This window comes from Escherichia coli (assembly GCF_036503815.1).
GTDB classification, from domain to species: Bacteria; Pseudomonadota; Gammaproteobacteria; order Enterobacterales; family Enterobacteriaceae; genus Escherichia; species Escherichia coli_F.
In genome coordinates this window covers 1,262,624-1,286,728 of the sequence record NZ_AP027764.1, presented here as the reverse complement: position 1 = coordinate 1,286,728, position 24,105 = coordinate 1,262,624, and the positions used below count along the sequence as shown (strand labels likewise).

Sequence of the window (24,105 nt, the reverse complement as noted above, 5' to 3'; positions counted from 1 at the left end):
CGTTTATCGTTGGGGTTTTACGGCTTTGCCGTTTAATATAGTGTGCTATTGTAGCTGGTCTTAACCGGGAGCAGGAACAGAGAATCTCCCGTATTACATTTTGAGGAAAGTCAAAACGTCATGACGCGCATGAAATATCTGGTGGCAGCCGCCACACTAAGCCTGTTTTTGGCGGGTTGCTCGGGGTCAAAGGAAGAAGTACCTGATAATCCGCCAAATGAAATTTACGCGACTGCACAACAAAAGCTGCAGGACGGTAACTGGAGACAGGCAATAACGCAACTGGAAGCGTTAGATAATCGCTATCCGTTTGGTCCGTATTCGCAGCAGGTGCAGCTGGATCTCATCTACGCCTACTATAAAAACGCCGATTTGCCGTTAGCACAGGCTGCCATCGATCGTTTTATTCGCCTTAACCCGACCCATCCGAATATCGATTATGTCATGTACATGCGTGGCCTGACCAATATGGCGCTCGATGACAGTGCACTACAAGGGTTCTTTGGCGTTGACCGTAGCGATCGCGATCCTCAACATGCACGAGCTGCGTTTAGTGACTTTTCCAAACTGGTGCGCGGCTATCCGAACAGTCAGTACACCACCGATGCCACCAAACGTCTGGTATTCCTGAAAGATCGTCTGGCGAAATATGAATACTCCGTTGCCGAGTATTATACAGAACGTGGTGCATGGGTTGCCGTCGTTAACCGCGTAGAAGGCATGTTGCGCGACTATCCGGATACCCAGGCTACGCGTGATGCGCTGCCGCTGATGGAAAATGCATACCGTCAGATGCAGATGAATGCGCAAGCTGAAAAAGTAGCGAAAATCATCGCCGCAAACAGCAGCAATACATAACAGAAACCTGAAACACAAAACGGCAGCCTTGAGCTGTAATGCCGATCAGTTAAGGATCAGTTGACCGATCCAGTGCCTGTGTAAGAATCCGGAAACGCTCACTCGTTTCCGGATTTTTTTATGCTCATTGGACAGGCCCTTGATTTGGTATCCCGTTACGATTCTCTGCGTAACCCACTGACTTCTCTGGGGATTACCTCGACCCCGAACTCATCTCTCGTTGCCTTGCCGAATCAGGTACTGTAACGCTACGCAAGCGCCGTCTTCCCCTCGAAATGATGGTCTGGTGTATTGTTGGCATGGCGCTTGAGCGTAAAGAACCTCTTCACCAGATTGTGAATCGCCTGGACATCATGCTGCCGGGCAATCGCCCCTTCGTTGCCCCCAGTGCCGTTATTCAGGCCCGCCAGCGCCTGGGAAGTGAGGCTGTCCGACGCGTGTTCACGAAAACAGCGCAGCTCTGGCATAACGCCACGCTGCATCCGCACTGGTGCGGCCTGCCCCTGCTGGCCATCGATGGTGTGTTCTGGCGCACACCGGATACACCAGAGAACGATGCAGCCTTCCCCCGCCAGACACATGCCGGGAACCCGGCGCTCTACCCGCAGGTCAAAATGGTCTGCCAGATGGAACTGACCAGCCATCTGCTGACGTCGATGACGGACGCCATGCGCTTCACCGGGACGTATACCGGAGCTGATGCGCGATCTTGCAAGTATGGGACAACTTGTGAAATTACCGACAAGAAGGGAAAGGGCCTTCCCGAGAGTGGTAAAGGAGAGGCCCTGGAAATACCCCACAGCCCCGAAAAAGAGCCAGTCAGTTGCTTAACTGACTGGCATTACAGCCTTGAGCTGCCGTTTTTTTATTCTGTTAGTTGTGAAACTGAAGCGATTTAGTCACTATCGATCTCATCAAATATGGCTCGCTTTGAGATATTCCTCAAGTAAAAAAACACCTCTTCCTGCGATTTCTCACAAAAAAGATTCGTTGACAAAAAGTGACAAAATTATGAGATTTCCATCACACATTTTGACATCAGGAACGGTATGCTGAATTCACCAAGACGGGAAGACAAGAGGTAAAATTTATGACAATGAACATTACCAGCAAACAAATGGAAATTACTCCGGCCATCCGCCAACATGTCGCAGACCGTCTCGCCAAACTGGAAAAATGGCAAACACATCTGATTAATCCACATATCATTCTGTCCAAAGAGCCACAAGGTTTTGTTGCTGACGCCACAATCAATACACCTAACGGCGTTCTGGTTGCCAGTGGTAAACATGAAGATATGTACACCGCAATTAACGAATTGATCAACAAGCTGGAACGGCAGCTCAATAAACTGCAGCACAAAGGCGAAGCACGTCGTGCCGCAACATCGGTGAAAGACGCCAACTTCGTCGAAGAAGTTGAAGAAGAGTAGTCCTTTATATTGAGTGTATCGCCAACGCGCCTTCGGGCGCGTTTTTTGTTGACAGCGTGAAAACAGTACGGGTACTGTACTAAAGTCACTTAAGGAAACAAACATGAAACACACACCGTTTTTCTTCGCATTCTTTTTTACCTTCCCCTGAATGGGAGGCGTTTCGTCGTGTGAAACAGAATGCGAAGACGAACAATAAGGCCTCCCAAACCGGGGGGCCTTTTTTATTGATAACAAAAAGGCAACACTATGACATCGGAAAACCCGTTACTGGCGCTGCGAGAGAAAATCAGCGCGCTGGATGAAAAATTATTAGCATTACTGGCAGAGCGGCGCGAACTGGCCGTCGAGGTGGGAAAAGCCAAACTGCTCTCTCATCGCCCGGTACGTGATATTGATCGCGAACGCGATTTGCTGGAAAGATTAATTACGCTCGGTAAAGTGCACCATCTGGACGCCCATTACATTACTCGCCTGTTCCAGCTCATCATTGAAGATTCCGTATTAACTCAGCAGGCACTGCTCCAGCAACATCTCAATAAAATTAATCCGCACTCAGCACGCATCGCTTTTCTCGGCCCCAAAGGCTCCTATTCACATCTTGCCGCTCGTCAGTACGCTGCGCGTCACTTTGAGCAATTCATTGAAAGTGGCTGCGCCAAATTTGCCGATATTTTTAATCAGGTGGAAACCGGCCAGGCCGACTATGCCGTCGTACCGATTGAAAATACCAGCTCCGGTGCCATAAACGACGTTTACGATCTGCTGCAACATACCAGTTTGTCGATTGTTGGCGAGATGACGTTAACTATCGATCATTGTTTGTTGGTCTCCGGCACTACTGATTTATCCACCATTAATACGGTCTACAGCCATCCGCAGCCATTCCAGCAATGCAGCAAATTCCTTAATCGTTATCCGCACTGGAAGATTGAATATACCGAAAGTACGTCTGCGGCAATGGAAAAGGTTGCACAGGCAAAATCACCGCATGTTGCTGCGTTGGGAAGCGAAGCTGGCGGCACTTTGTACGGTTTGCAGGTACTGGAGCATATTGAAGCGAATCAGCGACAAAACTTCACCCGATTTGTGGTGTTGGCACGTAAAGCCATTAACGTTTCTGACCAGGTTCCGGCGAAAACGACGTTGTTAATGGCGACCGGACAACAAGCTGGTGCGCTGGTTGAAGCGTTGCTGGTACTGCGCAACCACAATCTGATTATGACCCGTCTGGAATCACGCCCGATTCACGGAAACCCGTGGGAAGAGATGTTTTATCTGGATATTCAGGCCAATCTGGAATCAGCGGAAATGCAACAGGCGTTGAAAGAGCTAGGTGAAATCACTCGCTCGATGAAAGTCCTGGGCTGTTACCCAAGCGAGAATGTGGTACCAGTCGATCCGGCATAATGAAATCGTGCCGGGTGAAACACGCCACCCGGCACTGGATTATTACTGGCGACTGTCATTCGCCTGACGCAATAACACGCGGCTTTCACTCTGAAAACGCTGTGCGTAATCGCCGAACCAGTGCTCCACCTTGCGGAAACTGTCAATAAACGCCTGCTTATCGCCCTGCTCCAGCAACTCAATCGCCTCGCCGAAACGCTTATAGTAACGTTTGATTAACGCCAGATTACGCTCTGACGACATAATAATGTCGGCATACAGTTGCGGATCCTGGGCAAACAGTCGCCCAACCATCGCCAGCTCAAGGCGGTAAATCGGCGAAGAAAGCGCCAGAAGTTGCTCAAGCTGAACATTTTCTTCTGCCAGGTGCAGCCCATAAGCAAAAGTAGCAAAGTGGCGCAGTGCCTGAATAAACGCCATATTCTGATCGTGCTCGACAGCGCTAATACGATGCAGCCGAGCGCCCCAGACCTGAATTTGCTCCAGAAACCATTGGTATGCTTCCGGCTTACGTCCATCACACCAGACCACAACTTGCTTTGCCAGGCTACCGCTGTCCGGGCCGAACATCGGGTGTAACCCCAGCACCGGACCATCATGCGCCGCCAGCATGGCCTGTAATGGTCCATTTTTCACCGATGCCAGATCGACCAGAATACAATCTTTCGGTAAAGGCGGTAATTTGCCAATAACTTGTTCAGTAACGTGGATGGGCACACTAACAATCACCATTCCGGCATCGGCAACAATATCAGCCGCTCGATCCCAGTCATGTTGCTCCAGAATCCGCACCTGATAACCCGAGAGTGCCAGCATCTTCTCGAACAGACGTCCCATCTGACCGCCACCACCGACGATAACCACCGGACGCAGAGACGGACAAAGCGTTTTAAATCCTTTGTCGTTTTCACTGGAGTAAGATTCACGCATCACCCGACGCAAAACATCCTCAATCAGATCTGGCGGTACACCCAGAGCTTCCGCCTCTGCACGACGCGAGGCCAGCATAGATGCCTCGCGCTCCGGAACATAAATAGGCAGTCCAAAGCGGCTTTTAACCTCGCCCACTTCAGCAACCAGTTCCAGACGCTTCGCTAATAAATTCAGCAGCGCTTTATCGACTTCATCAATTTGATCGCGTAATGCGGTCAATTCAGCAACCATAATAAACCTCTTAAGCCACGCGAGCCGTCAGCTGCCCGTTCAGATCCTGATGAATTTCACGCAGCAAGGCATCGGTCATTTCCCAACTAATGCAGGCATCGGTTACGGATACACCGTATTTCATTTCACTGCGCGGTTGCTCGGAAGACTGATTGCCCTCGTGGATATTACTTTCGATCATCAGACCAATAATTGAGCGATTGCCATCTTTGATTTGAGCAACCACGGATTCTGCCACCGCAGGCTGACGGCGATAATCTTTATTGGAATTACCGTGGCTGCAATCTACCATCAGAGACGGGCGCAGTCCCGCCTGTTCCATCTCTTTTTCACATTGCGCAACATCCGCAGGGCTATAGTTCGGCGCTTTACCACCGCGCAGGATCACATGCCCGTCCGGATTCCCCTGAGTTTGTAGCAACGCAACCTGCCCTGCCTGGTTAATGCCAACAAAACGGTGCGGCTGGGCGGCGGCACGCATAGCGTTAATAGCCGTTGCAAGGCTGCCGTCGGTGCCGTTTTTAAAACCAACCGGCATGGAAAGCCCGGAGGCCATTTCACGGTGTGTTTGCGATTCCGTTGTACGAGCACCAATTGCTGACCAGCTAAACAGATCGCCCAGGTATTGCGGGCTATTAGGATCTAACGCTTCCGTCGCCAGTGGCAGTCCCATATTCACCAGCTCAAGCAGCAATTTACGCGCGATCTGCAGCCCGGCTTCTACATCAAAAGAGCCATCCATATGGGGATCGTTAATCAACCCTTTCCAACCGACAGTGGTACGGGGTTTTTCAAAATAGACGCGCATTACCAGATAGAGGCTATCGCTGACCTCTGCGGCAAGGGCTTTAAATCGACGAGCATATTCCAGAGCAGTTTCCGGATCATGAATGGAACAAGGACCACATACTACCAACAGACGAGGATCGCGCCCGGCGATAATATCTGAAATGGTTTTACGCGAGTCAGCAATCTGGGCTTCCTGTTGCAGGCTTAATGGAAAAGCGGCCTTCAGTTGTTCCGGAGTCATTAAAACTTGTTCGTCGGTAATATGTACGTTATTCAGCGCGTCTTTTTGCATGATGGCGATCCTGTTTATGCTCGTTTGCGATAGTTGATCCTCAGCGAGGATGACGTAACGATAACACATAAAGTAAAGTTTTCAATCCATATTTCGTACATTTTTCTTTACACAAGCAATTTATTCGCGCTTTTAACCCTTGTTTGTGTATAAATAAATTTACATCGCCTTTGAAAACAATCCGCTATGCTTTGAAAAAGGAGAAAGAAATGATGAAAAAGTTTATCGCCCCCTTGTTGGCTTTACTGGTTAGCGGATGTCAGATTGATCCTTATACTCACGCGCCAACCTTGACCAGCACCGACTGGTATGATGTTGGTATGGAAGATGCGATATCGGGCAACGCCATAAAAGATGACGATGCATTTAGCGATTCACAGGCGGATCGCGGCCTATACCTTAAAGGATATGCCGAAGGACAAAAGAAAACTTGCCAGACCGATTTTACTTATGCCCGAGGACTTTCCGGTAAAAGCTTTCCTGCCAGCTGCAACAATGTTGAAAATGCCAGCCAACTGCATGAAGTATGGCAAAAAGGGGCTGATGAAAATGCCAGCACAATACGATTAAATTAATTAAACCCCCACAAATAAATTAAACATGAGATTCTACTCATTGTGTTTTATTTCTCACATTGATGACGACCGCATGAAAGAATGATATTTTAATGAGCATTCTGAAAAAATATCGATGCATTTCGAGCGAAGATGGTGAGGATCCCTGAATGCGTTTTTCTCACCGACTGTTCTTACTGCTGATTCTCCTGCTGACGGGAGCACCAATACTCGCTCAGGAACCTTCTGACGTTGCGAAAAACGTGCGTATGATGGTTTCCGGTATTGTCAGTTACACTCGCTGGCCTGCGCTATCAGGCCTACCAAAGTTATGTATCTTTTCATCTTCACGTTTTAGTACCGCCCTACAAGAGAATGGCGCGACATCTTTGCCTTATCTGCCTGTCATCATTCACTCTCAACAAGAGGCGATGATATCAGGCTGCAATGGTTTTTATTTTGGCAACGAGTCACCAACATTCCAGATGGAATTAACCGAACAATATCCGTCAAAGGCGTTATTATTAATTGCCGAACAAAATGCCGAGTGCATTATTGGCAGCGCCTTTTGTCTGATCATCCACAATAATGACGTCAGATTTGCCGTAAACCTGGATGCCTTATCGCGTAGCGGTGTAAAGGTGAACCCAGATGTCTTAATGCTCGCACGGAAGAAAAATGATGGATAACGATAATTCTCTTCATAAGCGCCCCACGTTTAAAAGAGCATTACGCAACATCAGTATGACCAGCATATTTATCACTATGATGCTGATCTGGTTGCTGCTTTCCGTGACCTCTGTGCTGACCCTGAAACAGTACGCGCAAAAAAACCTGGCACTTACAGCAGCAACAATGACTTACACTCTGGAAGCAGCGGTCGTTTTTGCCGATGGCCCCGCAGCAACTGAAACATTGGCAGCGCTGGGGCAGCAAGGCCAATTTGCAACTGCAGAAGTGCGTGATAAGCAGCAAAATATTCTGGCATCCTGGCATTACACCCGTAAGGAGCCAGGTGATACTTTCAGCAATTTCATAAGCCACTGGCTCTTCCCTGCCCCCATCATTCAGCCGATTCGTCACAATGGTGAAACCATTGGCGAAGTACGCTTAACCGCTCGCGACAGTTCAATCAGCCATTTTATCTGGTTTTCGCTCGCTGTCCTGACCGGTTGTATTCTGCTGGCATCAGGCATCGCAATTACCCTCACCCGCCATTTGCACAATGGCCTGGTGGAAGCGCTGAAAAATATCACCGATGTCGTACATGATGTGCGTTCTAACCGCAATTTTTCCCGACGAGTTTCGGAAGAACGTATCGCTGAGTTTCACCGCTTCGCTCTCGACTTCAACAGTCTGCTGGATGAAATGGAAGAGTGGCAGCTTCGCTTACAGGCTAAAAATGCGCAGCTGCTACGTACCGCGCTACATGACCCATTAACCGGGCTGGCGAACCGGGCTGCGTTTCGTAGCGGCATCAACACGTTGATGAGCAGTTCCGACGCCAGAAAAACGTCGGCGTTACTGTTTCTTGATGGCGATAATTTTAAATATATCAACGATACCTGGGGTCATGCGACGGGCGATCGGGTCTTGATTGAGGTAGCAAAACGGTTAGCAGAATTTGGCGGGCTGCAACATAAAGCATACCGCATAGACGGCGATGAATTCGCGATGGTCCTCTTTGGTGTACAGTCGGAATCCGAAGTACAGCGGATTTGCTCAGCACTGACACAAATCTTTAATCGCCCGTTTGATCTTCATAATGGTCATCAGACCACAATGACATTAAGCATTGGTTACGCGATGACCATTGAGCATGCCTCTGCGGAAAAATTACAAGAGCTGGCCGATCACAATATGTATCAGGCCAAACACCAGCGTGCCGAAAAGCTGGTGAGATAACAAGGATATATCGATATGATAAAGCACCTGGTAGCACCCCTGATTTTCACCTCGCTAGTACTGACTGGCTGCCAGTCCCCTCAGGGGAAGTTTACTCCTGAGCAAGTCGCCGCTATGCAATCTTATGGATTTACTGAATCCGCCGGCGACTGGTCGCTGGGCTTATCAGATGCCATTCTGTTCGCAAAAAATGACTACAAATTGCTCCCGGAAAGCCAGCAACAAATCCAAACCATGGCAGCCAAATTGGCCTCGACAGGGCTAACACATGCCCGTATGGATGGACACACCGACAACTATGGTGAAGACAGTTACAACGAAGCCTTATCATTGAAACGGGCGAATGTTGTGGCCGATGCATGGGCTATAGGTGGACAAATTCCGCGCAGCAACCTCACCACACAGGGTTTAGGAAAAAAATATCCCATCGCCAGTAACAAGACCGCTCAGGGCAGAGCCGAGAACCGCCGCGTCGCAGTGGTCATTACTACACCTTAAAACACGATCAAACAGATAAAAAAAGGGCCAGCCAATTGGCCAGCCCTTCTTAACAGGATGTCGCTTAAGCGAAATCTTAGTTAAGACGCTCTTTGATACGAGCAGCCTTACCAGTACGCTCACGCAGGTAGTACAGTTTAGCTTTACGAACAGCACCACGACGTTTGACAGAAATGCTGTCAACTACCGGAGAGTGAGTCTGGAAGACACGCTCAACGCCTTCGCCGTTGGAAATTTTACGAACAGTGAATGCAGAGTGCAGACCGCGGTTACGAATAGCGATAACCACGCCCTCGAATGCCTGCAGACGTTTTTTGGAACCTTCAACAACCCATACTTTCACTTCCACGGTATCACCCGGACGGAAGGAAGGTACGTCCTGCTTCATCTGCTCTTGTTCAAGTTGCTTAATAATGTTGCTCATAATTTAATCTCTTATCCTGGGTAAACTGATATCTCGGGGGCTTACGCCATCCCATCATGTTTATGTTGCTGTTGTGCGTGTTCCGTTTTGAACTCCGCCAGCAACCTTGCTTGCTCTTCAGTCAGAGCCAGGTTTTCCAGAAGTTCAGGTCTTCTAAGCCAGGTACGGCCCAGCGACTGTTTCAAACGCCAGCGACGTATCTCGGCATGGTTGCCCGACAGTAACACTGACGGAACTTCCATCCCTTCTAACACCTCAGGCCGCGTATAGTGCGGGCAATCCAGCAATCCTTCAGCAAAGGAATCTTCCGTTGCCGAAGCTTCATGTCCCAGTACTCCCGGAATAAACCGGGAAACGGAGTCAATCAGCGTCATTGCTGGTAACTCACCACCACTGAGAACGTAATCGCCGATTGACCATTCTTCGTCAATTTCGGTTTGGATCACGCGCTCATCTATACCTTCGTAGCGACCGCACACCAGAATCAATTTTTGATTCGTTGCCAGTTCGCTGACGCCCGCTTGATCAAGCTTGCGCCCCTGCGGTGACAGATAAATCACCTTTGCGCCTTCACCCGCCGCGGCTTTTGCTGCATGAATGGCGTCCCGTAAAGGTTGCACCATCATTAACATCCCCGGTCCGCCGCCGTAAGGACGATCGTCCACGGTACGGTGCCGGTCATGCGTGAAGTCACGAGGACTCCAGCTCTGGATGCTCAGCAGGCCATTTTTAACTGCCCGGCCAGTTACCCCGTAATCGGTAATTGCGCGGAACATTTCAGGAAACAGGCTAATTATGCCAATCCACATAGCGCCGTCTTTTACCGTTTATCCGGTGGTTTAAAAACCAGGATCCCAATCTACTTCGATTGAACGAGTAGTGAGATCGACTTTCTTGATAACCTGCCCATCGAGGAACGGTACGAGACGTTCCTTGATACCAAACGCATCTTTCAGGTTTGCCTTAATGACGAGAACGTCATTAGATCCGGTTTCCATCATATCGACGACTTTACCGAGATCGTAGCCTTCAGTGGTTACTACCTGGCAGCCCATCAGGTCTTTCCAGTAGTAGTCACCCTCTTCAAGCTGAGGCAGCTGCGATGAATCCACGACAATTTCACAATTCGTCAGCAGGTTCGCCGCATCACGATCGTCAACGCCTTTCAGCTTGATGATCATGTCCTGATTGTGGTGCTTCCAGCTTTCCAGCTGGACTTGCTGCCACTGACCCGCCTTCTGGATAAACCAGGGCTGATAGTCAAAAATGCTTTCGGCGTCTTCGGTGGAAGAAAACACTCTGAGCCACCCACGAATACCGTAAGACGAACCCATTTTTCCCAAAACGATGGGATCAACAGGTGCTTGCGCGGTGAGTTGTTTGCTCATCATGACCACCGTGACAGATTAAGCTGCTTTGTTTACTTCTTTGATCAGCGCAGCAACGCGATCAGAAATAGTTGCGCCCTGGCCAACCCAGTGAGCGATGCGATCCAGATCCAGGCGAGTGCCTTCTTCTTTTTCGCTAGCGATTGGGTTGAAGAAACCAACGCGCTCGATGAAGCGACCGTTGCGTGCATTACGGCTGTCAGCGACAACAACCTGGTAGAACGGACGCTTTTTAGCGCCGTGACGTGCTAAACGAATAGTTACCATAACATCCTCTTGTGTGAATAAAACAACCGGACCCCATCGAGGAACGGAGTCCGGTGTCATATTAAAAGCCCGAAAATTTTACTGATTTCTGGAGAAAATGCAATCAGCAGTTAATAACTCTGTCGCATAAGGTCATTTAGCGACCAGGAAATCCCGGCGGCATCATCCCTTTCATGCTTCTCATCATCTTTGCCATTCCGCCCTTCTTCATTTTCTTCATCATGCGCTGCATGTCGTCGAACTGTTTCAGAAGACGGTTAACGTCCTGCACCTGCATACCGCAACCGGCAGCGATACGGCGTTTACGCGAACCTTTGATGATTTCTGGCTTAGCGCGCTCTTTCATCGTCATCGAGTTGATGATGGCTTCCATACGCACCAGCACTTTATCGTCCATCTGCGACTTGACGTTATCCGGGATCTGCCCCATGCCCGGCAGTTTGCCCATCAGGCTAGCCATGCCGCCCATATTTTTCATCTGGCGCAGTTGCTCAAGGAAGTCGTTGAGATCGAAGCCGTCACCTTTTTTCAGCTTGCTGGCTAATTTCTCTGCCTGCGCGCGGTCAACTTTGCTTTCGATATCTTCGATCAGCGACAGTACGTCGCCCATGCCGAGAATACGGGAAGCGATACGGTCCGGATGGAACGGCTCCAGCGCCTCGGTTTTCTCGCCAACACCGAGGAATTTGATCGGTTTGCCAGTGATGTGACGAATCGAGAGCGCCGCACCGCCACGAGCATCGCCGTCGACTTTAGTCAGTACCACACCGGTCAGCGGTAACGCTTCATTGAATGCTTTTGCCGTATTGGCCGCATCCTGACCGGTCATGGCGTCAACCACGAACAAAGTTTCAACCGGATTAATCGATGCATGGACCTGCTTGATCTCGTCCATCATCGCTTCGTCAACGTGCAAACGACCGGCGGTATCCACCAGCAACACGTCGTAGAATTTCAGTTTGGCTTCTTTCAGCGCCGCGTTAACGATATCAACCGGCTTCTGACCAACATCAGAAGGGAAGAAATCAACACCCACCTGCTCTGCCAGTGTCTCAAGCTGTTTGATTGCCGCCGGACGATAAACGTCGGCAGAAACCACCAGCACTTTCTTCTTATGCTTCTCGCGCAGGAACTTACCGAGCTTGCCCACGCTGGTTGTTTTACCGGCACCTTGCAGGCCCGCCATCAGTACCACCGCTGGCGGTTGCGCAGCCAGATTCAGGGTCTGGTTCTCTTCGCCCATCGCCGCAACCAGTTCGTTACGGACGATTTTGACGAACTCCTGCCCCGGCGTCAGGCTCTTATTAACTTCATGACCAACCGCTTTCTCTTTTACGCGATTGATAAACTCACGCACTACCGGCAGGGCGACGTCCGCCTCCAGCAGCGCCATGCGCACTTCGCGCAGCGTATCTTTTACGTTGTCTTCAGTGAGGCGTCCACGGCCACTGATATTGCGCAGCGTGCGCGACAAACGATCGGTTAAATTATCAAACATTGTCTCTCGCCTGGGGTGGAAACGGTTGGCCGCAATCGCGACACATCATCAGTATTTTGCCGCAGTATAACATGAAGGCGTCTTTGTTGTTATGCAACGGTTGGAGCAGCGTTCACCTGACGCTATACTGCTTCTCTTTCTTATTGCTCAAACTGTCGACATTACTATGCCCGTTTTTGCTCTGCTCGCGCTTGTCGCCTACTCCGTCAGTCTTGCGCTGATTGTTCCCGGTCTGCTGCAAAAAAACGGCGGCTGGCGGCGCATGGCTATTATTTCTGCGGTCATCGCGCTGGTCTGCCACGCAATCGCTCTGGAAGCCCGCATCTTGCCCGACGGTGATAGCGGACAAAACCTCAGCCTGCTGAACGTTGGTTCGCTGGTCAGTTTGATGATCTGTACGGTAATGACCATCGTGGCTTCTCGCAATCGTGGCTGGTTGCTGCTACCCATTGTCTATGCCTTTGCGCTTATCAACCTGGCGCTGGCCACCTTTATGCCCAATGAATACATCACCCATCTGGAAGCAACGCCTGGGATGCTGGTTCACATTGGCTTATCGCTCTTTTCCTATGCCACGCTGATTATCGCCGCTCTGTATGCATTACAACTGGCGTGGATTGATTACCAACTGAAGAACAAGAAGCTGGCGTTTAACCAGGAAATGCCGCCGTTGATGAGTATCGAGCGTAAAATGTTCCACATCACGCAGATTGGCGTGGTGCTGTTAACGCTCACTCTTTGCACTGGCCTGTTCTACATGCACAACTTATTTAGCATGGAAAATATCGACAAGGCCGTGCTCTCTATCGTGGCGTGGTTTGTCTATATTGTGCTGCTGTGGGGACATTATCATGAAGGATGGCGTGGACGCCGCGTCGTCTGGTTTAACGTTGCGGGTGCAGTCATTCTGACACTGGCCTACTTCGGCAGCCGAATTGTCCAGCAGTTAATCAGCTAAACCCAGAAAAGGAGTTTCCCCTGGAACACATTTCTACTACTACGTTGATCATTATTCTGATCATCATGGTGGTCATTTCAGCCTATTTTTCCGGGTCCGAAACCGGAATGATGACACTCAACCGCTATCGTCTGCGGCATATGGCGAAACAGGGTAATCGCTCGGCCAAACGCGTCGAAAAATTGCTGCGTAAGCCAGACCGCCTGATAAGCCTGGTGTTAATCGGCAATAACCTGGTCAATATTCTTGCCTCCGCGCTCGGTACTATTGTGGGGATGCGTTTGTACGGGGATGCGGGCGTGGCAATTGCGACTGGTGTACTAACTTTTGTCGTACTGGTTTTTGCTGAAGTATTGCCGAAAACCATTGCCGCGCTGTACCCGGAAAAAGTCGCCTATCCAAGTAGTTTTCTGCTGGCGCCGCTGCAAATTTTGATGATGCCGCTGGTCTGGTTGCTGAACGCTATTACCCGCATGTTAATGCGCATGATGGGCATCAAAACCGATATCGTGGTTAGTGGCTCTTTAAGCAAAGAAGAATTACGCACCATTGTGCACGAATCGCGGTCACAAATTTCCCGTCGCAATCAGGATATGCTGTTGTCGGTACTCGATCTGGAAAAAATGACCGTCGATGACATCATGGTGCCACGTAGTGAAATTATCGGTATTGATATCAACGATGACTGGAAATCGATTCTCCGCCAACTCTCCCACTCACCTCACGGACGCATCGTGCTCTACCGTGACTCGCTGGACGATGCCATCAGTATGCTGCGTGTGCGTGAAGCCTGGCGGTTGATGTCGGAGAAAAAAGAGTTCACCAAAGAAACCATGCTACGCGCCGCGGACGAAATCTATTTTGTCCCGGAAGGTACGCCGCTCAGCACGCAGCTGGTGAAGTTTCAGCGCAACAAAAAGAAAGTCGGCCTGGTCGTCAACGAGTATGGAGATATTCAGGGTCTGGTGACGGTCGAAGATATTCTCGAAGAGATTGTTGGTGATTTCACCACGTCGATGTCGCCAACGCTCGCCGAAGAGGTCACGCCGCAAAACGACGGTTCGGTGATTATCGATGGCACTGCCAACGTGCGGGAAATCAACAAAGCCTTTAACTGGCATCTACCGGAAGATGATGCACGAACGGTTAATGGCGTCATTCTTGAGGCACTGGAAGAGATTCCTGTCGCAGGAACTCGCGTGCGTATTGGTGAGTACGATATCGATATTCTCGATGTACAGGACAATATGATTAAGCAGGTAAAAGTTTTTCCTGTGAAACCGCTGCGCGAGAGTGTGGCGGAGTAACACAATGGCGAACTCCGGTTCGCCTTTTTTATCGCCGTCTTTTAGGATTCCATCAATTCCTGTCATTTACTTAGCAATGTAATAATGTCTTTTCAAGCATTCGGAAAGGATATTGATGTTATGTCAGAAGATTATGTAATTGAATGGGATAAGGATTTTGCAGACGACCTCAACGTCGTCGCCAGCGTGTTTTCCCCCACGAGCCAACGCTATGGTCTGGTATCGTCTCTCAACTTGCCACCACTCCTGAAATCTTTGAAGACGAAGATGAAGACGAATATGGATTGCAAGACGTTCTCGATTGCAGTGGAGGCGATCTCGGAAATCATGACCTGGCGCAGGCATTTTTACAGGTTCTACGCAGTGAAGGATTAATTCAACTCGTTGACTGGAAAGGTGAAGATGAAGAAGGTGAGCTGGCTAATTTTGCTGCAGATCGCTTTTATGAACTCACAAAAAACCTGACAGCTTCTGAGGAATTAAGGAATCTTCTTGTCGAAATAACCCAAGAGGATGAAATCTCCGATGTCTGTGAAGCCGGAGACCGCTACCTTGACGAGATCTTTGAACGCATCCAGACCGAACTCAATAAGAGAGGCTTTCAGATTTTTGATCTGAATGAAGGTTCTGACACCTATAACGTGGTCGTTCTGCCAATGAACGACTATAAAAAAATAGATGATTTCAACACGCCGTGGCTGGAAGTACAGGATTTTTTAAGCTAAAAAAATGGCCGACTTCACGTCGGCCATCAGACATTTACTTCGCCTTCGCTACAGTAACCATCGCCGCACGAATCGTACGACCATTCAGCGTATAACCCTTCTGCATAATACCCAGTACGTTACCTGGCGCAACGTCATCAGATTCCACCATTGCGATGGCCTGATGCACGTTCGGGTCCAGCGGCACGTTAGTTTCGGCAATCACTTCAACGCCAAACTTACGCACAACATCCAGCATCGACTTCAGCGTCAGCTCAATACCTTCAACCATCGCGGACATATCCGGGTTAGCTTTATCAGCCACTTCCAGCGCACGATCCAGGCTATCAATCACCGGCAGCAATTCGTTGATGAATTTCTCCAGCGCGAATTTATGTGCTTTTTCGATATCCAGTTCAGTACGGCGACGCAGGTTTTCCATTTCGGCTTTTACGCGCAAAATGCCGTCACGTTCACGGGTCTGGGCTTCAGCCAGCTGAGCTTCGAGATTCGCAATTTTTTCATCGCGCGGATCCACCTGCTCAGCAGAAGCTTCTGGCTCAACTGCCTCAATCTCTTCGTGCTGATCCATGATAATTTCTTCCGGGGCTTGCCCCTCAGGCGTTTTCTGTTCTTTACTACTCATGAATTTCTCCGCGTTTTTTTTCGCATTCATCTCGCTAACTTCGCTTATTATGGGGATCAGTTTCAGGGTTTCAAGGGAAGCACTCACATTGTCATCAATCTTCGCAACAAGGACCTCGGAAAAATGAATAATCATTTCAAGTGTATTGGCATTGTGGGACACCCACGGCACCCTACTGCACTGACAACACATGAAATGCTCTACCGCTGGCTGTGCACAAAAGGTTACGAGGTCATCGTTGAGCAACAAATCGCTCACGAACTGCAACTGAAGAATGTGAAAACTGGCACGCTCGCGGAGATTGGGCAACTGGCTGATCTCGCGGTAGTCGTTGGTGGCGACGGTAATATGCTGGGCGCGGCGCGCACACTCGCCCGTTACGATATTAAAGTTATTGGAATCAACCGTGGCAACCTGGGTTTCCTGACCGACCTTGACCCCGATAACGCTCAGCAACAATTAGCCGATGTGCTGGAAGGTCACTACATCAGCGAGAAACGTTTTTTGCTGGAAGCGCAAGTCTGTCAGCAAGATTGCCAAAAGCGCATCAGCACCGCGATAAATGAAGTGGTGCTTCACCCAGGAAAAGTGGCGCATATGATTGAATTCGAAGTATATATCGACGAGATCTTTGCGTTTTCGCAGCGTTCCGATGGCCTGATTATTTCGACACCTACAGGCTCTACTGCCTATTCTCTCTCGGCAGGCGGTCCAATCCTGACGCCTTCTCTGGATGCAATTACCCTGGTGCCCATGTTCCCGCATACGTTGTCAGCACGACCACTGGTCATAAACAGCAGCAGCACGATCCGTCTGCGTTTTTCACATCGCCGTAACGACCTGGAAATCAGTTGCGACAGCCAGATAGCACTACCGATTCAGGAAGGAGAAGATGTCCTGATTCGTCGCTGTGATTACCATCTGAATCTGATTCATCCGAAAGATTACAGCTATTTCAATACATTAAGCACCAAGCTCGGCTGGTCAAAAAAATTATTCTAATTTTACGCCAGCCTCTTTACTGTATATAAAACCAGTTTATACTGTACACAATAACAGTAATGGTTTTTCATACAGGAAAACAACTATGTTGGCACAACTGACCATCAGCAACTTTGCTATCGTTCGTGAGCTTGAGATTGATTTTCACAGCGGCATGACCGTAATCACCGGCGAGACTGGCGCGGGTAAATCTATTGCAATAGATGCCCTGGGCCTTTGTCTCGGCGGTCGCGCTGAAGCCGACATGGTGCGTACCGGCGCTGCTCGCGCAGATCTGTGCGCCCGTTTTTCTCTGAAAGATACACCCGCAGCACTGCGCTGGCTGGAAGAAAACCAACTGGAAGATGGCCGTGAATGCCTGCTTCGTCGCGTAATCAGTAGCGATGGTCGCTCTCGTGGTTTTATCAACGGTACAGCTGTTCCACTGTCACAACTGCGCGAACTGGGCCAGTTGCTCATTCAGATCCATGGTCAGCACGCCCATCAATTACTCACCAAACCCGAGCACCAAAAATTCCTGCTTGATGGCTATGCCAATGAAACCTCTCTGCTTCAGGAAATGACCGCACGTTATCAGTTGTGGCATCAAAGCTGCCGCGACCTCGCGCATCATCAACAGTTAAGTCAGGAACGCGCCGCTCGTGCGGAGCTGCTGCAATACCAATTAAAAGAACTGAACGAATTTAATCCGCAGCCCGGAGAGTTTGAGCAAATCGACGAAGAGTACAAACGTCTGGCGAACAGCGGTCAATTGCTGACCACCAGCCAGAATGCATTGGCATTAATGGCCGACGGCGAAGACGCAAACCTGCAAAGCCAGCTTTACACGGCTAAACAACTGGTGAGCGAATTGATTGGCATGGACAGCAAACTGTCCGGCGTACTTGATATGCTGGAAGAGGCTACCATCCAGATTGCTGAAGCCAGCGACGAACTGCGCCACTACTGCGATCGTCTGGATCTTGATCCCAACCGACTGTTTGAACTTGAACAGCGCATCTCAAAACAGATTTCGCTGGCACGTAAACATCACGTCAGCCCTGAGGTATTGCCACAGTATTACCAGTCGCTACTGGAAGAGCAGCAGCAACTGGACGATCAGGCCGACTCACAAGAAACGCTCGCGCTGGCGGTAACGAAACATCATCAGCAGGCACTGGAAACGGCGCGCGCGTTACACCAGCAACGCCAGCATTATGCAAATGAGTTGGCACAGCTGATCACCGACAGTATGCATGCACTCTCTATGCCGCATGGGCAGTTTACGATTGATGTTAAATTTGACGAGCATCACCTGGGCACTGACGGCGCTGATCGTATTGAGTTTCGGGTAACCACCAACCCAGGTCAGCCAATGCAGCCTATTGCCAAAGTCGCATCCGGTGGTGAATTGTCCCGCATCGCATTGGCAATTCAGGTCATCACGGCGCGTAAAATGGAAACCCCGGCACTTATTTTCGATGAAGTGGATGTAGGGATTAGTGGTCCAACAGCAGCAGTGGTCGGCAAACTGCTGCGTCAACTCGGCGAATCAACTCAGGTGATGTGTGTTACCCACCTACCGCAAGTCGCGGGATGTGGTCATCAACACTATTTTGTCAGCAAAGAAACCGATGGTGCGATGACAGAAACGCATATGGAGTCGCTGGACAAAAAAGCGCGGTTACAAGAGCTGGCGCGCCTGCTTGGTGGCAGTGAAGTCACACGTAACACACTGGCGAATGCGAAAGAACTGCTTGCGGCGTAAACTTTTTTCCTGCTTCACGGTCAGAGTAAACAGCAAAACGCCGTAAGACCGGAAAGCAAAAGGTTTTAAAGTGATGAAAGGTCTATTATCATCGGCATATTACAGATGAGCCACGTACTGCTCGGGCCCGAAAAGGAATCAAATCACTATGCGCTGTAAAACGCTGACTGCTGCAGCAGCAGTACTATTGATGTTGACCGCAGGCTGTTCCACTCTGGAGCGAGTGGTTTACCGTCCTGACATCAACCAGGGGAACTATCTGACCGCTAACGACGTATCCAAAATACGTGTTGGCATGACGCAACAACAAGTTGCGTACGCATTGGGTACACCGCTGATGTCCGATCCATTTGGTACGAATACCTGGTTCTATGTCTTCCGCCAGCAACCAGGTCATGAAGGTGTAACGCAGCAAACGCTGACGCTGACCTTTAACAGTAGCGGGGTGTTGACCAACATTGATAACAAACCTGCGCTGAGTGGTAACTAATAATAAAGTTGCTCTCAAAGACGTTAAAAAAGGTGCTCAATAAGCACCTTTTTTCTGTCTGTTATTTATTCGCTGATTTTTCTGCTCGTTGCCTGCGAAGCTCTTTAGGATCGGCAATGAGAGGACGATAAATCTCCACCCGATCGCCATCATGCACGGTATCGCTCAGTTTTGCCGGACGGCTGTAAATGCCGACTTTGTTTTTAGTTAAATCGATATCGGTACGCAATTCCAGCAAGCCACTGGTGCGAATAGCTTCTTCAACCGTCGCGCCCTCCTGCAGCGTCACGCGCTGCAGGTACTGCTTCTCAGGTAGAGCATAAGCCACCTCAACGGCAATTTTACCTGGCACTGTAAACCTCTTTCGCACGAACCGTAAAAGCCTGGACCATATTAGCCGCCAGCTCTTTAAACACGCGGCCAAAGGCGAGTTCAATCAACTTATTGGTAAACTCAAAGTCGAGATGAAACTCGATACGACACGCCTCCTGGCTCAGCGGCGTAAACTTCCATCCACCGATCAATTTCTTGAACGGCCCATCCACCAGATTCATAAGAATACTTTGGTTACTGGTCAACTGGTTGCGGGTAGTAAACGTTTTGCTGATCCCAGCCTTAGAGACATCTACCGCCGCGGTCATCTGCCCAGGAGTGGACTCCAGAATCCGACTTCCGGTACAACCCGGCAAAAACTGAGGATAAGACTGAACGTCATTCACTAACTGATACATTTGCTCCGCGCTGTAGGGTACCAGTGCGGTCCGGCTAATCTGAGGCATAACAATTTCCATCAACAAAAATCCAACAAATAATATCATTTATCCTGCTGTAAAAAAAACGCTATCCCGGCGCTGGGTAACATCGGGTTCATGCTAAGATAGAGCCTTGTCCCCCGCAGGATTGATATGGGGTGTTTTCGATTTCAGATTACCGATGATTCACGACGCTTATGACGAAGAAAAAAGCACATAAACCTGGTTCAGCGACCATCGCGCTTAACAAGCGCGCCCGTCACGAATACTTTATCGAAGAAGAGTTCGAAGCGGGACTTGCCCTGCAAGGCTGGGAGGTTAAATCCCTGCGCGCAGGAAAAGCCAATATCAGCGACAGCTACGTCCTTCTACGTGATGGAGAAGCATTTCTGTTTGGCGCTAACATCACGCCAATGGCAGTGGCATCCACGCATGTGGTGTGCGATCCTACCCGTACCCGCAAGTTACTTCTCAACCAGCGCGAACTGGACTCATTGTACGGTCGCGTCAATCGAGAAGGCTATACCGTAGTGGCGCTCTCCCTGTACTGGAAAAATGCCTGGTGCAAAGTGAAAATCGGCGTCGCTAAAGGTAAGAAACAGCACGATAAACGTTCAGACATCAAAGAACGCGAATGGCAGGTGGATAAAGCGCGTATCATGAAAAACGCCCACCGTTAAATCTGCACTCCAATTATTGACCAGTTCCTCACCGCGCCACCCTCTCCGGCGGCGCGAATGAACATCTTATTGGCTATCACATCCGACCCAAATGTTGCCATCCCATTGCTTAATCGAATAAAAATCAGGCTACATGGGTGCTAAATCTTTAACGATAACGCCATTGAGGCTGGTCATGGCACTCATGAATCTGGTATACTTACCGTTACACATTGGGGCTGATTCTGGATTCGACGGGATTTGCGAAACCCAAGGTGCATGCCGAGGGGCGGTTGGCCTCGTAAAAAGCCGCAAAAAATAGTCGCAAACGACGAAAACTACGCTTTAGCAGCTTAATAACCTGCTTAGAGCCCTCTCTCCCTAGCCTCCGCTCTTAGGACGGGGATCAAGAGAGGTCAAACCCAAAAGAGATCGCGTGGAAGCCCTGCCTGGGGTTGAAGCGTTAAAACTTAATCAGGCTAGTTTGTTAGTGGCGTGTCCGTCCGCAGCTGGCAAGCGAATGTAAAGACTGACTAAGCATGTAGTACCGAGGATGTAGGAATTTCGGACGCGGGTTCAACTCCCGCCAGCTCCACCAATCATGATTGGACGGTGTAAAGACAACACCAACAAAAACAGGAAGTTAGCAGTCTCAGCAGGACACCGACCAGACGGTGAGGAGACAAAAAAGGATACGCAAAGGAGCCGCGGCTCCCGAGCGACGAAAAAACCCGCATATGCGGGTTTTTTCGTATCAACTTAAGCATTGGATTTTTCATCATGGATATCCTGACTTGGCCCCTATCACAGACGGTAACTGACATATCCTCCCTAGCGGGTATTGTCGGTTTTGTTGTAACTGTAAAACTTTTTTTTACGACGCGTTCATTGAAGGCCACTCTCAGAAACAAGGTTCGAATACCTGAAATCCATAGCAATCTTCAAAAAAAAGCCTCATTGATAAATGATGCTATTGGAGACTGGGTTACTCAGAAAGAATTTATACGTAAGGAGTTTACTGAGTGTGCAGTGCTAACTGAAAGCCTTTTCAGCAGGCTTCCAACCAAGGAACGCTCAAAGATTGATATATTTTTTGATGAAGTCAAACCCAAAGGAATCTTTCGAAGAAAAGAAATCTCCATTAATATCAATGACCAAGACCAAGCCTGGAAGCTCTATGAGAAGTTGAGTATACTCAACTCAAGAGTTAACGAAATTGTGAAAGATATGCAACTGGACTAATTATGCATAACGATAAAACCACAAAGCTAATTGTTTCATTAAATAAGTTAACTGTCCAAAAAATGATAAATTGGATGGCAATTGATGCGCCTGAAAACCTTGTTAATGGTACACAGGATATAATTCAAGTTGTGTTTCATGCTAAATATAAGGAAAAGGATTTTGTTATATACAGCAGAAAATATCGCTACTATTTTGATGAACATGAATGGTCATGGGCGGAAGGCTTAGTATTAGCAATTGTAACGCCAAGTTATAAAACACTTTGGGAAACTTTTGAGCAAACACAAGCACTTAGAGACTTATTCAATTCTGTATCTAAACAGGCATCTGGGTTTAATGATATTGTAGAGGATCTGCTAAATATTTAACCTGATTAATTACACCATTATGGGGTGTCGGGGGTCGGAGGTTCAAATTCTCTCGTGGACCAAAAATCCCTTAAGAACCAGCCTATTATGGCTGTTGTTTTTATGATTGTTTTTTATGCGGAGAAATACCGGGGAATAATTGGGGTAAAACACCTTTAGGCTATTCACTTAGCCTACCACCATCAAAATCTTTCCGAATGTATCCATCTCTTTTTTCTTATGCAGCTAAAACGAAGTCTTGATACTGTTTATTTACACAGATAAGAATAATACTGTCTACAAACGCAGTACAAAAGAAATGTTATGCGTATTGAGATCTCCATAGCCAAAGACAAAATGACCAAATGCCAAACGGCGCTGTAGACGCATTAAAGGAAGAATTAACCCAATACATTGGCGAGCATTATGACGATGTGGAGATGATCGTAAAAGCCACCAGCAACGATGGTTTTTCTGTTAGGCGCACCGCCGATAAAGATTCAGCTAAAACTTTTGTTCAGGAAACTCTGAAAGATACTTGGGAGTCAGCTGACGAGTGATTTGTTCCCTAAATCTGTCAAGAGAGTAACACCCTTTAATATTATTGGTTTATATTTAATCTAGCGCAGTAACACGCCAGATACATACCTAACACGACCATAGTCGCCAAAATCAAATGCGGCTTATATCGCGATAAACTGACTTACCGGGAGAAAATAAGTAGATCAACATTAGCCACTCCAGCCTGAATATTATATCTTGATAGACAACAATAAAGACCCAAAGGTAGATTGATAATGATAACTGACATTCCAACAAAGACTGATTTTTATACAATGGCTGACCATATGGTAAATGAGGCTTGGGAAAAAATTGCCGATTTAGCTTATGATTACAGAGATATAAACCTTTGGAATAGTTATTGTAAAACGTCTGAATTCTATACAGAATCAGATATTAAAAATTTAGAGCATTATTGGTTATTTGCTAGACCAAAATTGATTACATCTTTTAATTTGATACTTCAATCCATTGAATTCAGACTAAAAGGACTTATCGTCGAAATATCACCTTATCTACTTATCACGAATGCAACTCGCAATACACCTAAACCTGATAGTGAAGGTAACATTTCATTTTCAGACTTCCACACATTAGACGCCCAAGATTTAATTAAAGTATATAATACTTTCGCCTCTAAATCACTGCCTGATGACTTTATTACTTGGTTTAATAGTATGCGCATTCTAAGAAATCGTTTTATGCATACGGTTGATAAAAAAACAGATATAATGCCAGAGCTAATTTTCACATCAGTTGTACGTGCTCACAACTATCTAAATACTGAATCAGCACACTGGATATGGCATAGGTATAAATATAAAGCAATACATTCCTCTGGCGGCATTAATATAGGATTAGATGAAGACGAGGATGAAGAATTTTCAGGTATTGTATGGGCTATGCTTCAAACTCATTATGAGTTCACTGCAGCCATTTCCGCATGTTCAAAGGAATCAGCAAAAAAATTCTTTGGCTACACTAAAAATGATTCAGGAGATACTAACTCAAAAGAAAGTTTCTATTGCAGAAAATGTGTTTCTGTTATGGAAAAAAGCTGGAACTTTGATAGTAAACATCTTGACTCTGCTTTAGAAACGGTTCAGTACAACCGAAGTAAGGGGGCTTACATCTGTGCATTTTGTTTAGATGAGCAGAAAACAAAACCCATAGATATATGGTAATAAAACAACAATTAATAACACCAG

The 24,105-nt window shown here is 48.2% G+C and carries 27 protein-coding genes, 1 other RNA gene, 3 pseudogenes and 1 other annotated feature; of the genes and pseudogenes, 21 read left to right on the top strand and 10 right to left on the bottom strand.

The window, feature by feature from the left end; genetic code table 11:
• Nucleotides 1-120 precede the first annotated feature (120 nt).
• From bamD to pheA, 5 genes and pseudogenes are all read left to right on the top strand, one after another.
• Complete coding sequence (bamD, locus tag AABJ99_RS06265) at nucleotides 121-858, top strand: outer membrane protein assembly factor BamD (RefSeq protein WP_000197686.1); 738 nt, start codon at nucleotides 121-123, stop codon at nucleotides 856-858.
• A 120-nt stretch (nucleotides 859-978) separates the two neighbouring features.
• Nucleotides 979-1,689 (top strand): annotated as a pseudogene (locus AABJ99_RS06260) (IS4 family transposase).
• 259 nt (nucleotides 1,690-1,948) lie between these two features.
• The gene (gene raiA, locus AABJ99_RS06255) at nucleotides 1,949-2,290 is read left to right on the top strand and encodes a ribosome-associated translation inhibitor RaiA (protein WP_000178456.1); all 342 of its coding nucleotides are present in this window, start codon (nucleotides 1,949-1,951) and stop codon (nucleotides 2,288-2,290) included.
• Between the two features lie 102 nt (nucleotides 2,291-2,392).
• Nucleotides 2,393-2,518: a sequence feature (Phe leader region), on the top strand.
• Nucleotides 2,394-2,441, top strand: coding sequence for a pheA operon leader peptide PheL (gene pheL, locus AABJ99_RS06250; protein WP_001386991.1), 48 nt, complete (start codon nucleotides 2,394-2,396; stop codon nucleotides 2,439-2,441). It overlaps the preceding feature by 48 nt.
• Before the next feature lie 21 nt (nucleotides 2,519-2,539).
• Nucleotides 2,540-3,700, top strand: a complete 1,161-nt coding sequence (gene pheA / locus AABJ99_RS06245) for a bifunctional chorismate mutase/prephenate dehydratase (protein ID WP_032184936.1) — start codon at nucleotides 2,540-2,542, stop codon at nucleotides 3,698-3,700.
• Between the two features lie 42 nt (nucleotides 3,701-3,742).
• Here the strand turns inward: pheA and tyrA are convergent, their stop codons facing one another.
• Nucleotides 3,743-4,864, bottom strand: coding sequence for a bifunctional chorismate mutase/prephenate dehydrogenase (gene tyrA / locus AABJ99_RS06240; protein ID WP_000225210.1), 1,122 nt, complete (start codon nucleotides 4,862-4,864; stop codon nucleotides 3,743-3,745).
• A 10-nt stretch (nucleotides 4,865-4,874) separates the two neighbouring features.
• Nucleotides 4,875-5,945 carry a 3-deoxy-7-phosphoheptulonate synthase AroF gene (gene aroF, locus AABJ99_RS06235; RefSeq protein WP_001168045.1) on the bottom strand — a complete coding sequence of 357 codons (1,071 nt, stop codon included), beginning with the start codon at nucleotides 5,943-5,945 and terminating at the stop codon, nucleotides 4,875-4,877.
• A 209-nt stretch (nucleotides 5,946-6,154) separates the two neighbouring features.
• On the opposite strand from aroF, the gene yfiL reads away from it, so the two are divergent.
• The 4 genes from yfiL (at nucleotide 6,155) to yfiB (ending at nucleotide 8,902) form a co-directional block, all read left to right on the top strand.
• Entirely contained in the window at nucleotides 6,155-6,520 is a 366-nt protein-coding gene (gene yfiL / locus AABJ99_RS06230; RefSeq protein ID WP_001353010.1) for a DUF2799 domain-containing protein, read from the top strand.
• 149 nt (nucleotides 6,521-6,669) lie between these two features.
• Nucleotides 6,670-7,188 carry a YfiR family protein gene (yfiR, locus tag AABJ99_RS06225; protein ID WP_039021300.1) on the top strand — a complete coding sequence of 173 codons (519 nt, stop codon included), beginning with the start codon at nucleotides 6,670-6,672 and terminating at the stop codon, nucleotides 7,186-7,188.
• Entirely contained in the window at nucleotides 7,178-8,404 is a 1,227-nt protein-coding gene (dgcN, locus tag AABJ99_RS06220) for a diguanylate cyclase DgcN (RefSeq protein ID WP_338387518.1), read from the top strand. Before yfiR ends, dgcN begins: the two co-directional genes overlap by 11 nt.
• A gap of 15 nt (nucleotides 8,405-8,419) precedes the next feature.
• Nucleotides 8,420-8,902: an OmpA family protein gene (gene yfiB, locus AABJ99_RS06215; RefSeq protein WP_039021299.1), complete on the top strand. Its 483-nt coding sequence runs from the start codon at nucleotides 8,420-8,422 to the stop codon at nucleotides 8,900-8,902.
• Nucleotides 8,903-8,978: 76 nt separating this feature from the next.
• Here the strand turns inward: yfiB and rplS are convergent, their stop codons facing one another.
• The 5 genes from rplS to ffh all read right to left on the bottom strand — a co-directional run bounded on the left by rplS (nucleotide 8,979) and on the right by ffh (nucleotide 12,479).
• A complete protein-coding gene (rplS, locus tag AABJ99_RS06210; RefSeq protein ID WP_000065253.1) occupies nucleotides 8,979-9,326 on the bottom strand; it encodes a 50S ribosomal protein L19 in 348 nt (115 codons plus the stop codon).
• A 41-nt stretch (nucleotides 9,327-9,367) separates the two neighbouring features.
• Nucleotides 9,368-10,135 carry a tRNA (guanosine(37)-N1)-methyltransferase TrmD gene (gene trmD / locus AABJ99_RS06205; protein WP_000264781.1) on the bottom strand — a complete coding sequence of 256 codons (768 nt, stop codon included), beginning with the start codon at nucleotides 10,133-10,135 and terminating at the stop codon, nucleotides 9,368-9,370.
• A 30-nt stretch (nucleotides 10,136-10,165) separates the two neighbouring features.
• A complete protein-coding gene (rimM, locus tag AABJ99_RS06200; protein WP_000043335.1) occupies nucleotides 10,166-10,714 on the bottom strand; it encodes a ribosome maturation factor RimM in 549 nt (182 codons plus the stop codon).
• Nucleotides 10,715-10,732: 18 nt separating this feature from the next.
• Nucleotides 10,733-10,981: a 30S ribosomal protein S16 gene (rpsP, locus tag AABJ99_RS06195; protein WP_000256450.1), complete on the bottom strand. Its 249-nt coding sequence runs from the start codon at nucleotides 10,979-10,981 to the stop codon at nucleotides 10,733-10,735.
• A gap of 136 nt (nucleotides 10,982-11,117) precedes the next feature.
• Nucleotides 11,118-12,479, bottom strand: a complete 1,362-nt coding sequence (ffh, locus tag AABJ99_RS06190; RefSeq protein WP_000460035.1) for a signal recognition particle protein — start codon at nucleotides 12,477-12,479, stop codon at nucleotides 11,118-11,120.
• A 166-nt stretch (nucleotides 12,480-12,645) separates the two neighbouring features.
• Between ffh and ypjD the strand changes: the two genes are divergently transcribed.
• The 3 genes and pseudogenes from ypjD (at nucleotide 12,646) to AABJ99_RS06175 (ending at nucleotide 15,469) form a co-directional block, all read left to right on the top strand.
• Nucleotides 12,646-13,437, top strand: coding sequence for a cytochrome C assembly family protein (gene ypjD / locus AABJ99_RS06185; protein WP_001338897.1), 792 nt, complete (start codon nucleotides 12,646-12,648; stop codon nucleotides 13,435-13,437).
• Between the two features lie 20 nt (nucleotides 13,438-13,457).
• Entirely contained in the window at nucleotides 13,458-14,744 is a 1,287-nt protein-coding gene (yfjD, locus tag AABJ99_RS06180) for an HlyC/CorC family transporter (protein WP_010723175.1), read from the top strand.
• Between the two features lie 120 nt (nucleotides 14,745-14,864).
• A pseudogene (locus tag AABJ99_RS06175) lies at nucleotides 14,865-15,469 on the top strand (DUF6630 family protein).
• A 34-nt stretch (nucleotides 15,470-15,503) separates the two neighbouring features.
• Here AABJ99_RS06175 and grpE read toward each other — a convergent pair.
• Nucleotides 15,504-16,094, bottom strand: coding sequence for a nucleotide exchange factor GrpE (gene grpE / locus AABJ99_RS06170; RefSeq protein ID WP_001300112.1), 591 nt, complete (start codon nucleotides 16,092-16,094; stop codon nucleotides 15,504-15,506).
• Nucleotides 16,095-16,217: 123 nt separating this feature from the next.
• Between grpE and nadK the strand changes: the two genes are divergently transcribed.
• The 3 genes from nadK to bamE all read left to right on the top strand — a co-directional run bounded on the left by nadK (nucleotide 16,218) and on the right by bamE (nucleotide 19,333).
• Nucleotides 16,218-17,096, top strand: a complete 879-nt coding sequence (gene nadK, locus AABJ99_RS06165) for an NAD(+) kinase (RefSeq protein WP_001059169.1) — start codon at nucleotides 16,218-16,220, stop codon at nucleotides 17,094-17,096.
• Nucleotides 17,097-17,181: 85 nt separating this feature from the next.
• Nucleotides 17,182-18,843, top strand: coding sequence for a DNA repair protein RecN (recN, locus tag AABJ99_RS06160; RefSeq protein WP_039021298.1), 1,662 nt, complete (start codon nucleotides 17,182-17,184; stop codon nucleotides 18,841-18,843).
• Between the two features lie 148 nt (nucleotides 18,844-18,991).
• Nucleotides 18,992-19,333 (top strand): outer membrane protein assembly factor BamE, encoded by a 342-nt coding sequence (gene bamE, locus AABJ99_RS06155; RefSeq protein WP_001203437.1) that lies wholly within the window; start codon nucleotides 18,992-18,994, stop codon nucleotides 19,331-19,333.
• A gap of 61 nt (nucleotides 19,334-19,394) precedes the next feature.
• On the opposite strand, the gene yfjF is transcribed toward bamE, so the two are convergent.
• Nucleotides 19,395-19,685 carry an RnfH family protein gene (yfjF, locus tag AABJ99_RS06150; protein WP_001117842.1) on the bottom strand — a complete coding sequence of 97 codons (291 nt, stop codon included), beginning with the start codon at nucleotides 19,683-19,685 and terminating at the stop codon, nucleotides 19,395-19,397.
• Entirely contained in the window at nucleotides 19,675-20,112 is a 438-nt protein-coding gene (gene ratA / locus AABJ99_RS06145) for a type II toxin-antitoxin system toxin RatA (protein WP_001300750.1), read from the bottom strand. Before ratA ends, yfjF begins: the two co-directional genes overlap by 11 nt.
• 170 nt (nucleotides 20,113-20,282) lie before the next feature.
• On the opposite strand from ratA, the gene smpB reads away from it, so the two are divergent.
• The 6 genes and pseudogenes from smpB (at nucleotide 20,283) to AABJ99_RS06115 (ending at nucleotide 24,081) form a co-directional block, all read left to right on the top strand.
• The gene (gene smpB, locus AABJ99_RS06140; protein WP_000162574.1) at nucleotides 20,283-20,765 is read left to right on the top strand and encodes an SsrA-binding protein SmpB; all 483 of its coding nucleotides are present in this window, start codon (nucleotides 20,283-20,285) and stop codon (nucleotides 20,763-20,765) included.
• Between the two features lie 214 nt (nucleotides 20,766-20,979).
• Nucleotides 20,980-21,342, top strand: a transfer-messenger RNA (tmRNA) gene (gene ssrA / locus AABJ99_RS06135).
• Between the two features lie 182 nt (nucleotides 21,343-21,524).
• The gene (locus AABJ99_RS06130; RefSeq protein WP_000353836.1) at nucleotides 21,525-21,986 is read left to right on the top strand and encodes a hypothetical protein; all 462 of its coding nucleotides are present in this window, start codon (nucleotides 21,525-21,527) and stop codon (nucleotides 21,984-21,986) included.
• A gap of 2 nt (nucleotides 21,987-21,988) precedes the next feature.
• The gene (locus AABJ99_RS06125) at nucleotides 21,989-22,357 is read left to right on the top strand and encodes a hypothetical protein (RefSeq protein ID WP_000551278.1); all 369 of its coding nucleotides are present in this window, start codon (nucleotides 21,989-21,991) and stop codon (nucleotides 22,355-22,357) included.
• Nucleotides 22,358-22,660: 303 nt separating this feature from the next.
• Nucleotides 22,661-22,896: pseudogene (locus tag AABJ99_RS06120) on the top strand (DinI-like family protein).
• 237 nt (nucleotides 22,897-23,133) lie between these two features.
• Nucleotides 23,134-24,081 carry a hypothetical protein gene (locus AABJ99_RS06115; RefSeq protein ID WP_000627053.1) on the top strand — a complete coding sequence of 316 codons (948 nt, stop codon included), beginning with the start codon at nucleotides 23,134-23,136 and terminating at the stop codon, nucleotides 24,079-24,081.
• Nucleotides 24,082-24,105 lie beyond the last annotated feature (24 nt).

Bases quoted from the DNA above. Each gene is read 5' to 3' on its own strand.
- bamD (WP_000197686.1), top strand. From the start codon at position 121: ATGACGCGCATGAAATATCTGGTGGCAGCCGCCACACTAAGCCTGTTT.
- raiA (WP_000178456.1), top strand. From the start codon at position 1,949: ATGACAATGAACATTACCAGCAAACAAATGGAAATTACTCCGGCCATC.
- pheA (WP_032184936.1), top strand. From the start codon at position 2,540: ATGACATCGGAAAACCCGTTACTGGCGCTGCGAGAGAAAATCAGCGCG.
- tyrA (WP_000225210.1), bottom strand. From the start codon at position 4,864: ATGGTTGCTGAATTGACCGCATTACGCGATCAAATTGATGAAGTCGAT.
- aroF (WP_001168045.1), bottom strand. From the start codon at position 5,945: ATGCAAAAAGACGCGCTGAATAACGTACATATTACCGACGAACAAGTT.
- yfiL (WP_001353010.1), top strand. From the start codon at position 6,155: ATGATGAAAAAGTTTATCGCCCCCTTGTTGGCTTTACTGGTTAGCGGA.
- yfiR (WP_039021300.1), top strand. From the start codon at position 6,670: ATGCGTTTTTCTCACCGACTGTTCTTACTGCTGATTCTCCTGCTGACG.
- dgcN (WP_338387518.1), top strand. From the start codon at position 7,178: ATGATGGATAACGATAATTCTCTTCATAAGCGCCCCACGTTTAAAAGA.
- yfiB (WP_039021299.1), top strand. From the start codon at position 8,420: ATGATAAAGCACCTGGTAGCACCCCTGATTTTCACCTCGCTAGTACTG.
- rplS (WP_000065253.1), bottom strand. From the start codon at position 9,326: ATGAGCAACATTATTAAGCAACTTGAACAAGAGCAGATGAAGCAGGAC.
- trmD (WP_000264781.1), bottom strand. From the start codon at position 10,135: ATGTGGATTGGCATAATTAGCCTGTTTCCTGAAATGTTCCGCGCAATT.
- rimM (WP_000043335.1), bottom strand. From the start codon at position 10,714: ATGAGCAAACAACTCACCGCGCAAGCACCTGTTGATCCCATCGTTTTG.
- rpsP (WP_000256450.1), bottom strand. From the start codon at position 10,981: ATGGTAACTATTCGTTTAGCACGTCACGGCGCTAAAAAGCGTCCGTTC.
- ffh (WP_000460035.1), bottom strand. From the start codon at position 12,479: ATGTTTGATAATTTAACCGATCGTTTGTCGCGCACGCTGCGCAATATC.
- ypjD (WP_001338897.1), top strand. From the start codon at position 12,646: ATGCCCGTTTTTGCTCTGCTCGCGCTTGTCGCCTACTCCGTCAGTCTT.
- grpE (WP_001300112.1), bottom strand. From the start codon at position 16,094: ATGAGTAGTAAAGAACAGAAAACGCCTGAGGGGCAAGCCCCGGAAGAA.
- nadK (WP_001059169.1), top strand. From the start codon at position 16,218: ATGAATAATCATTTCAAGTGTATTGGCATTGTGGGACACCCACGGCAC.
- recN (WP_039021298.1), top strand. From the start codon at position 17,182: ATGTTGGCACAACTGACCATCAGCAACTTTGCTATCGTTCGTGAGCTT.
- bamE (WP_001203437.1), top strand. From the start codon at position 18,992: ATGCGCTGTAAAACGCTGACTGCTGCAGCAGCAGTACTATTGATGTTG.
- ratA (WP_001300750.1), bottom strand. From the start codon at position 20,112: ATGCCTCAGATTAGCCGGACCGCACTGGTACCCTACAGCGCGGAGCAA.
- smpB (WP_000162574.1), top strand. From the start codon at position 20,283: ATGACGAAGAAAAAAGCACATAAACCTGGTTCAGCGACCATCGCGCTT.
- AABJ99_RS06130 (WP_000353836.1), top strand. From the start codon at position 21,525: ATGGATATCCTGACTTGGCCCCTATCACAGACGGTAACTGACATATCC.
- AABJ99_RS06125 (WP_000551278.1), top strand. From the start codon at position 21,989: ATGCATAACGATAAAACCACAAAGCTAATTGTTTCATTAAATAAGTTA.
- AABJ99_RS06115 (WP_000627053.1), top strand. From the start codon at position 23,134: ATGATAACTGACATTCCAACAAAGACTGATTTTTATACAATGGCTGAC.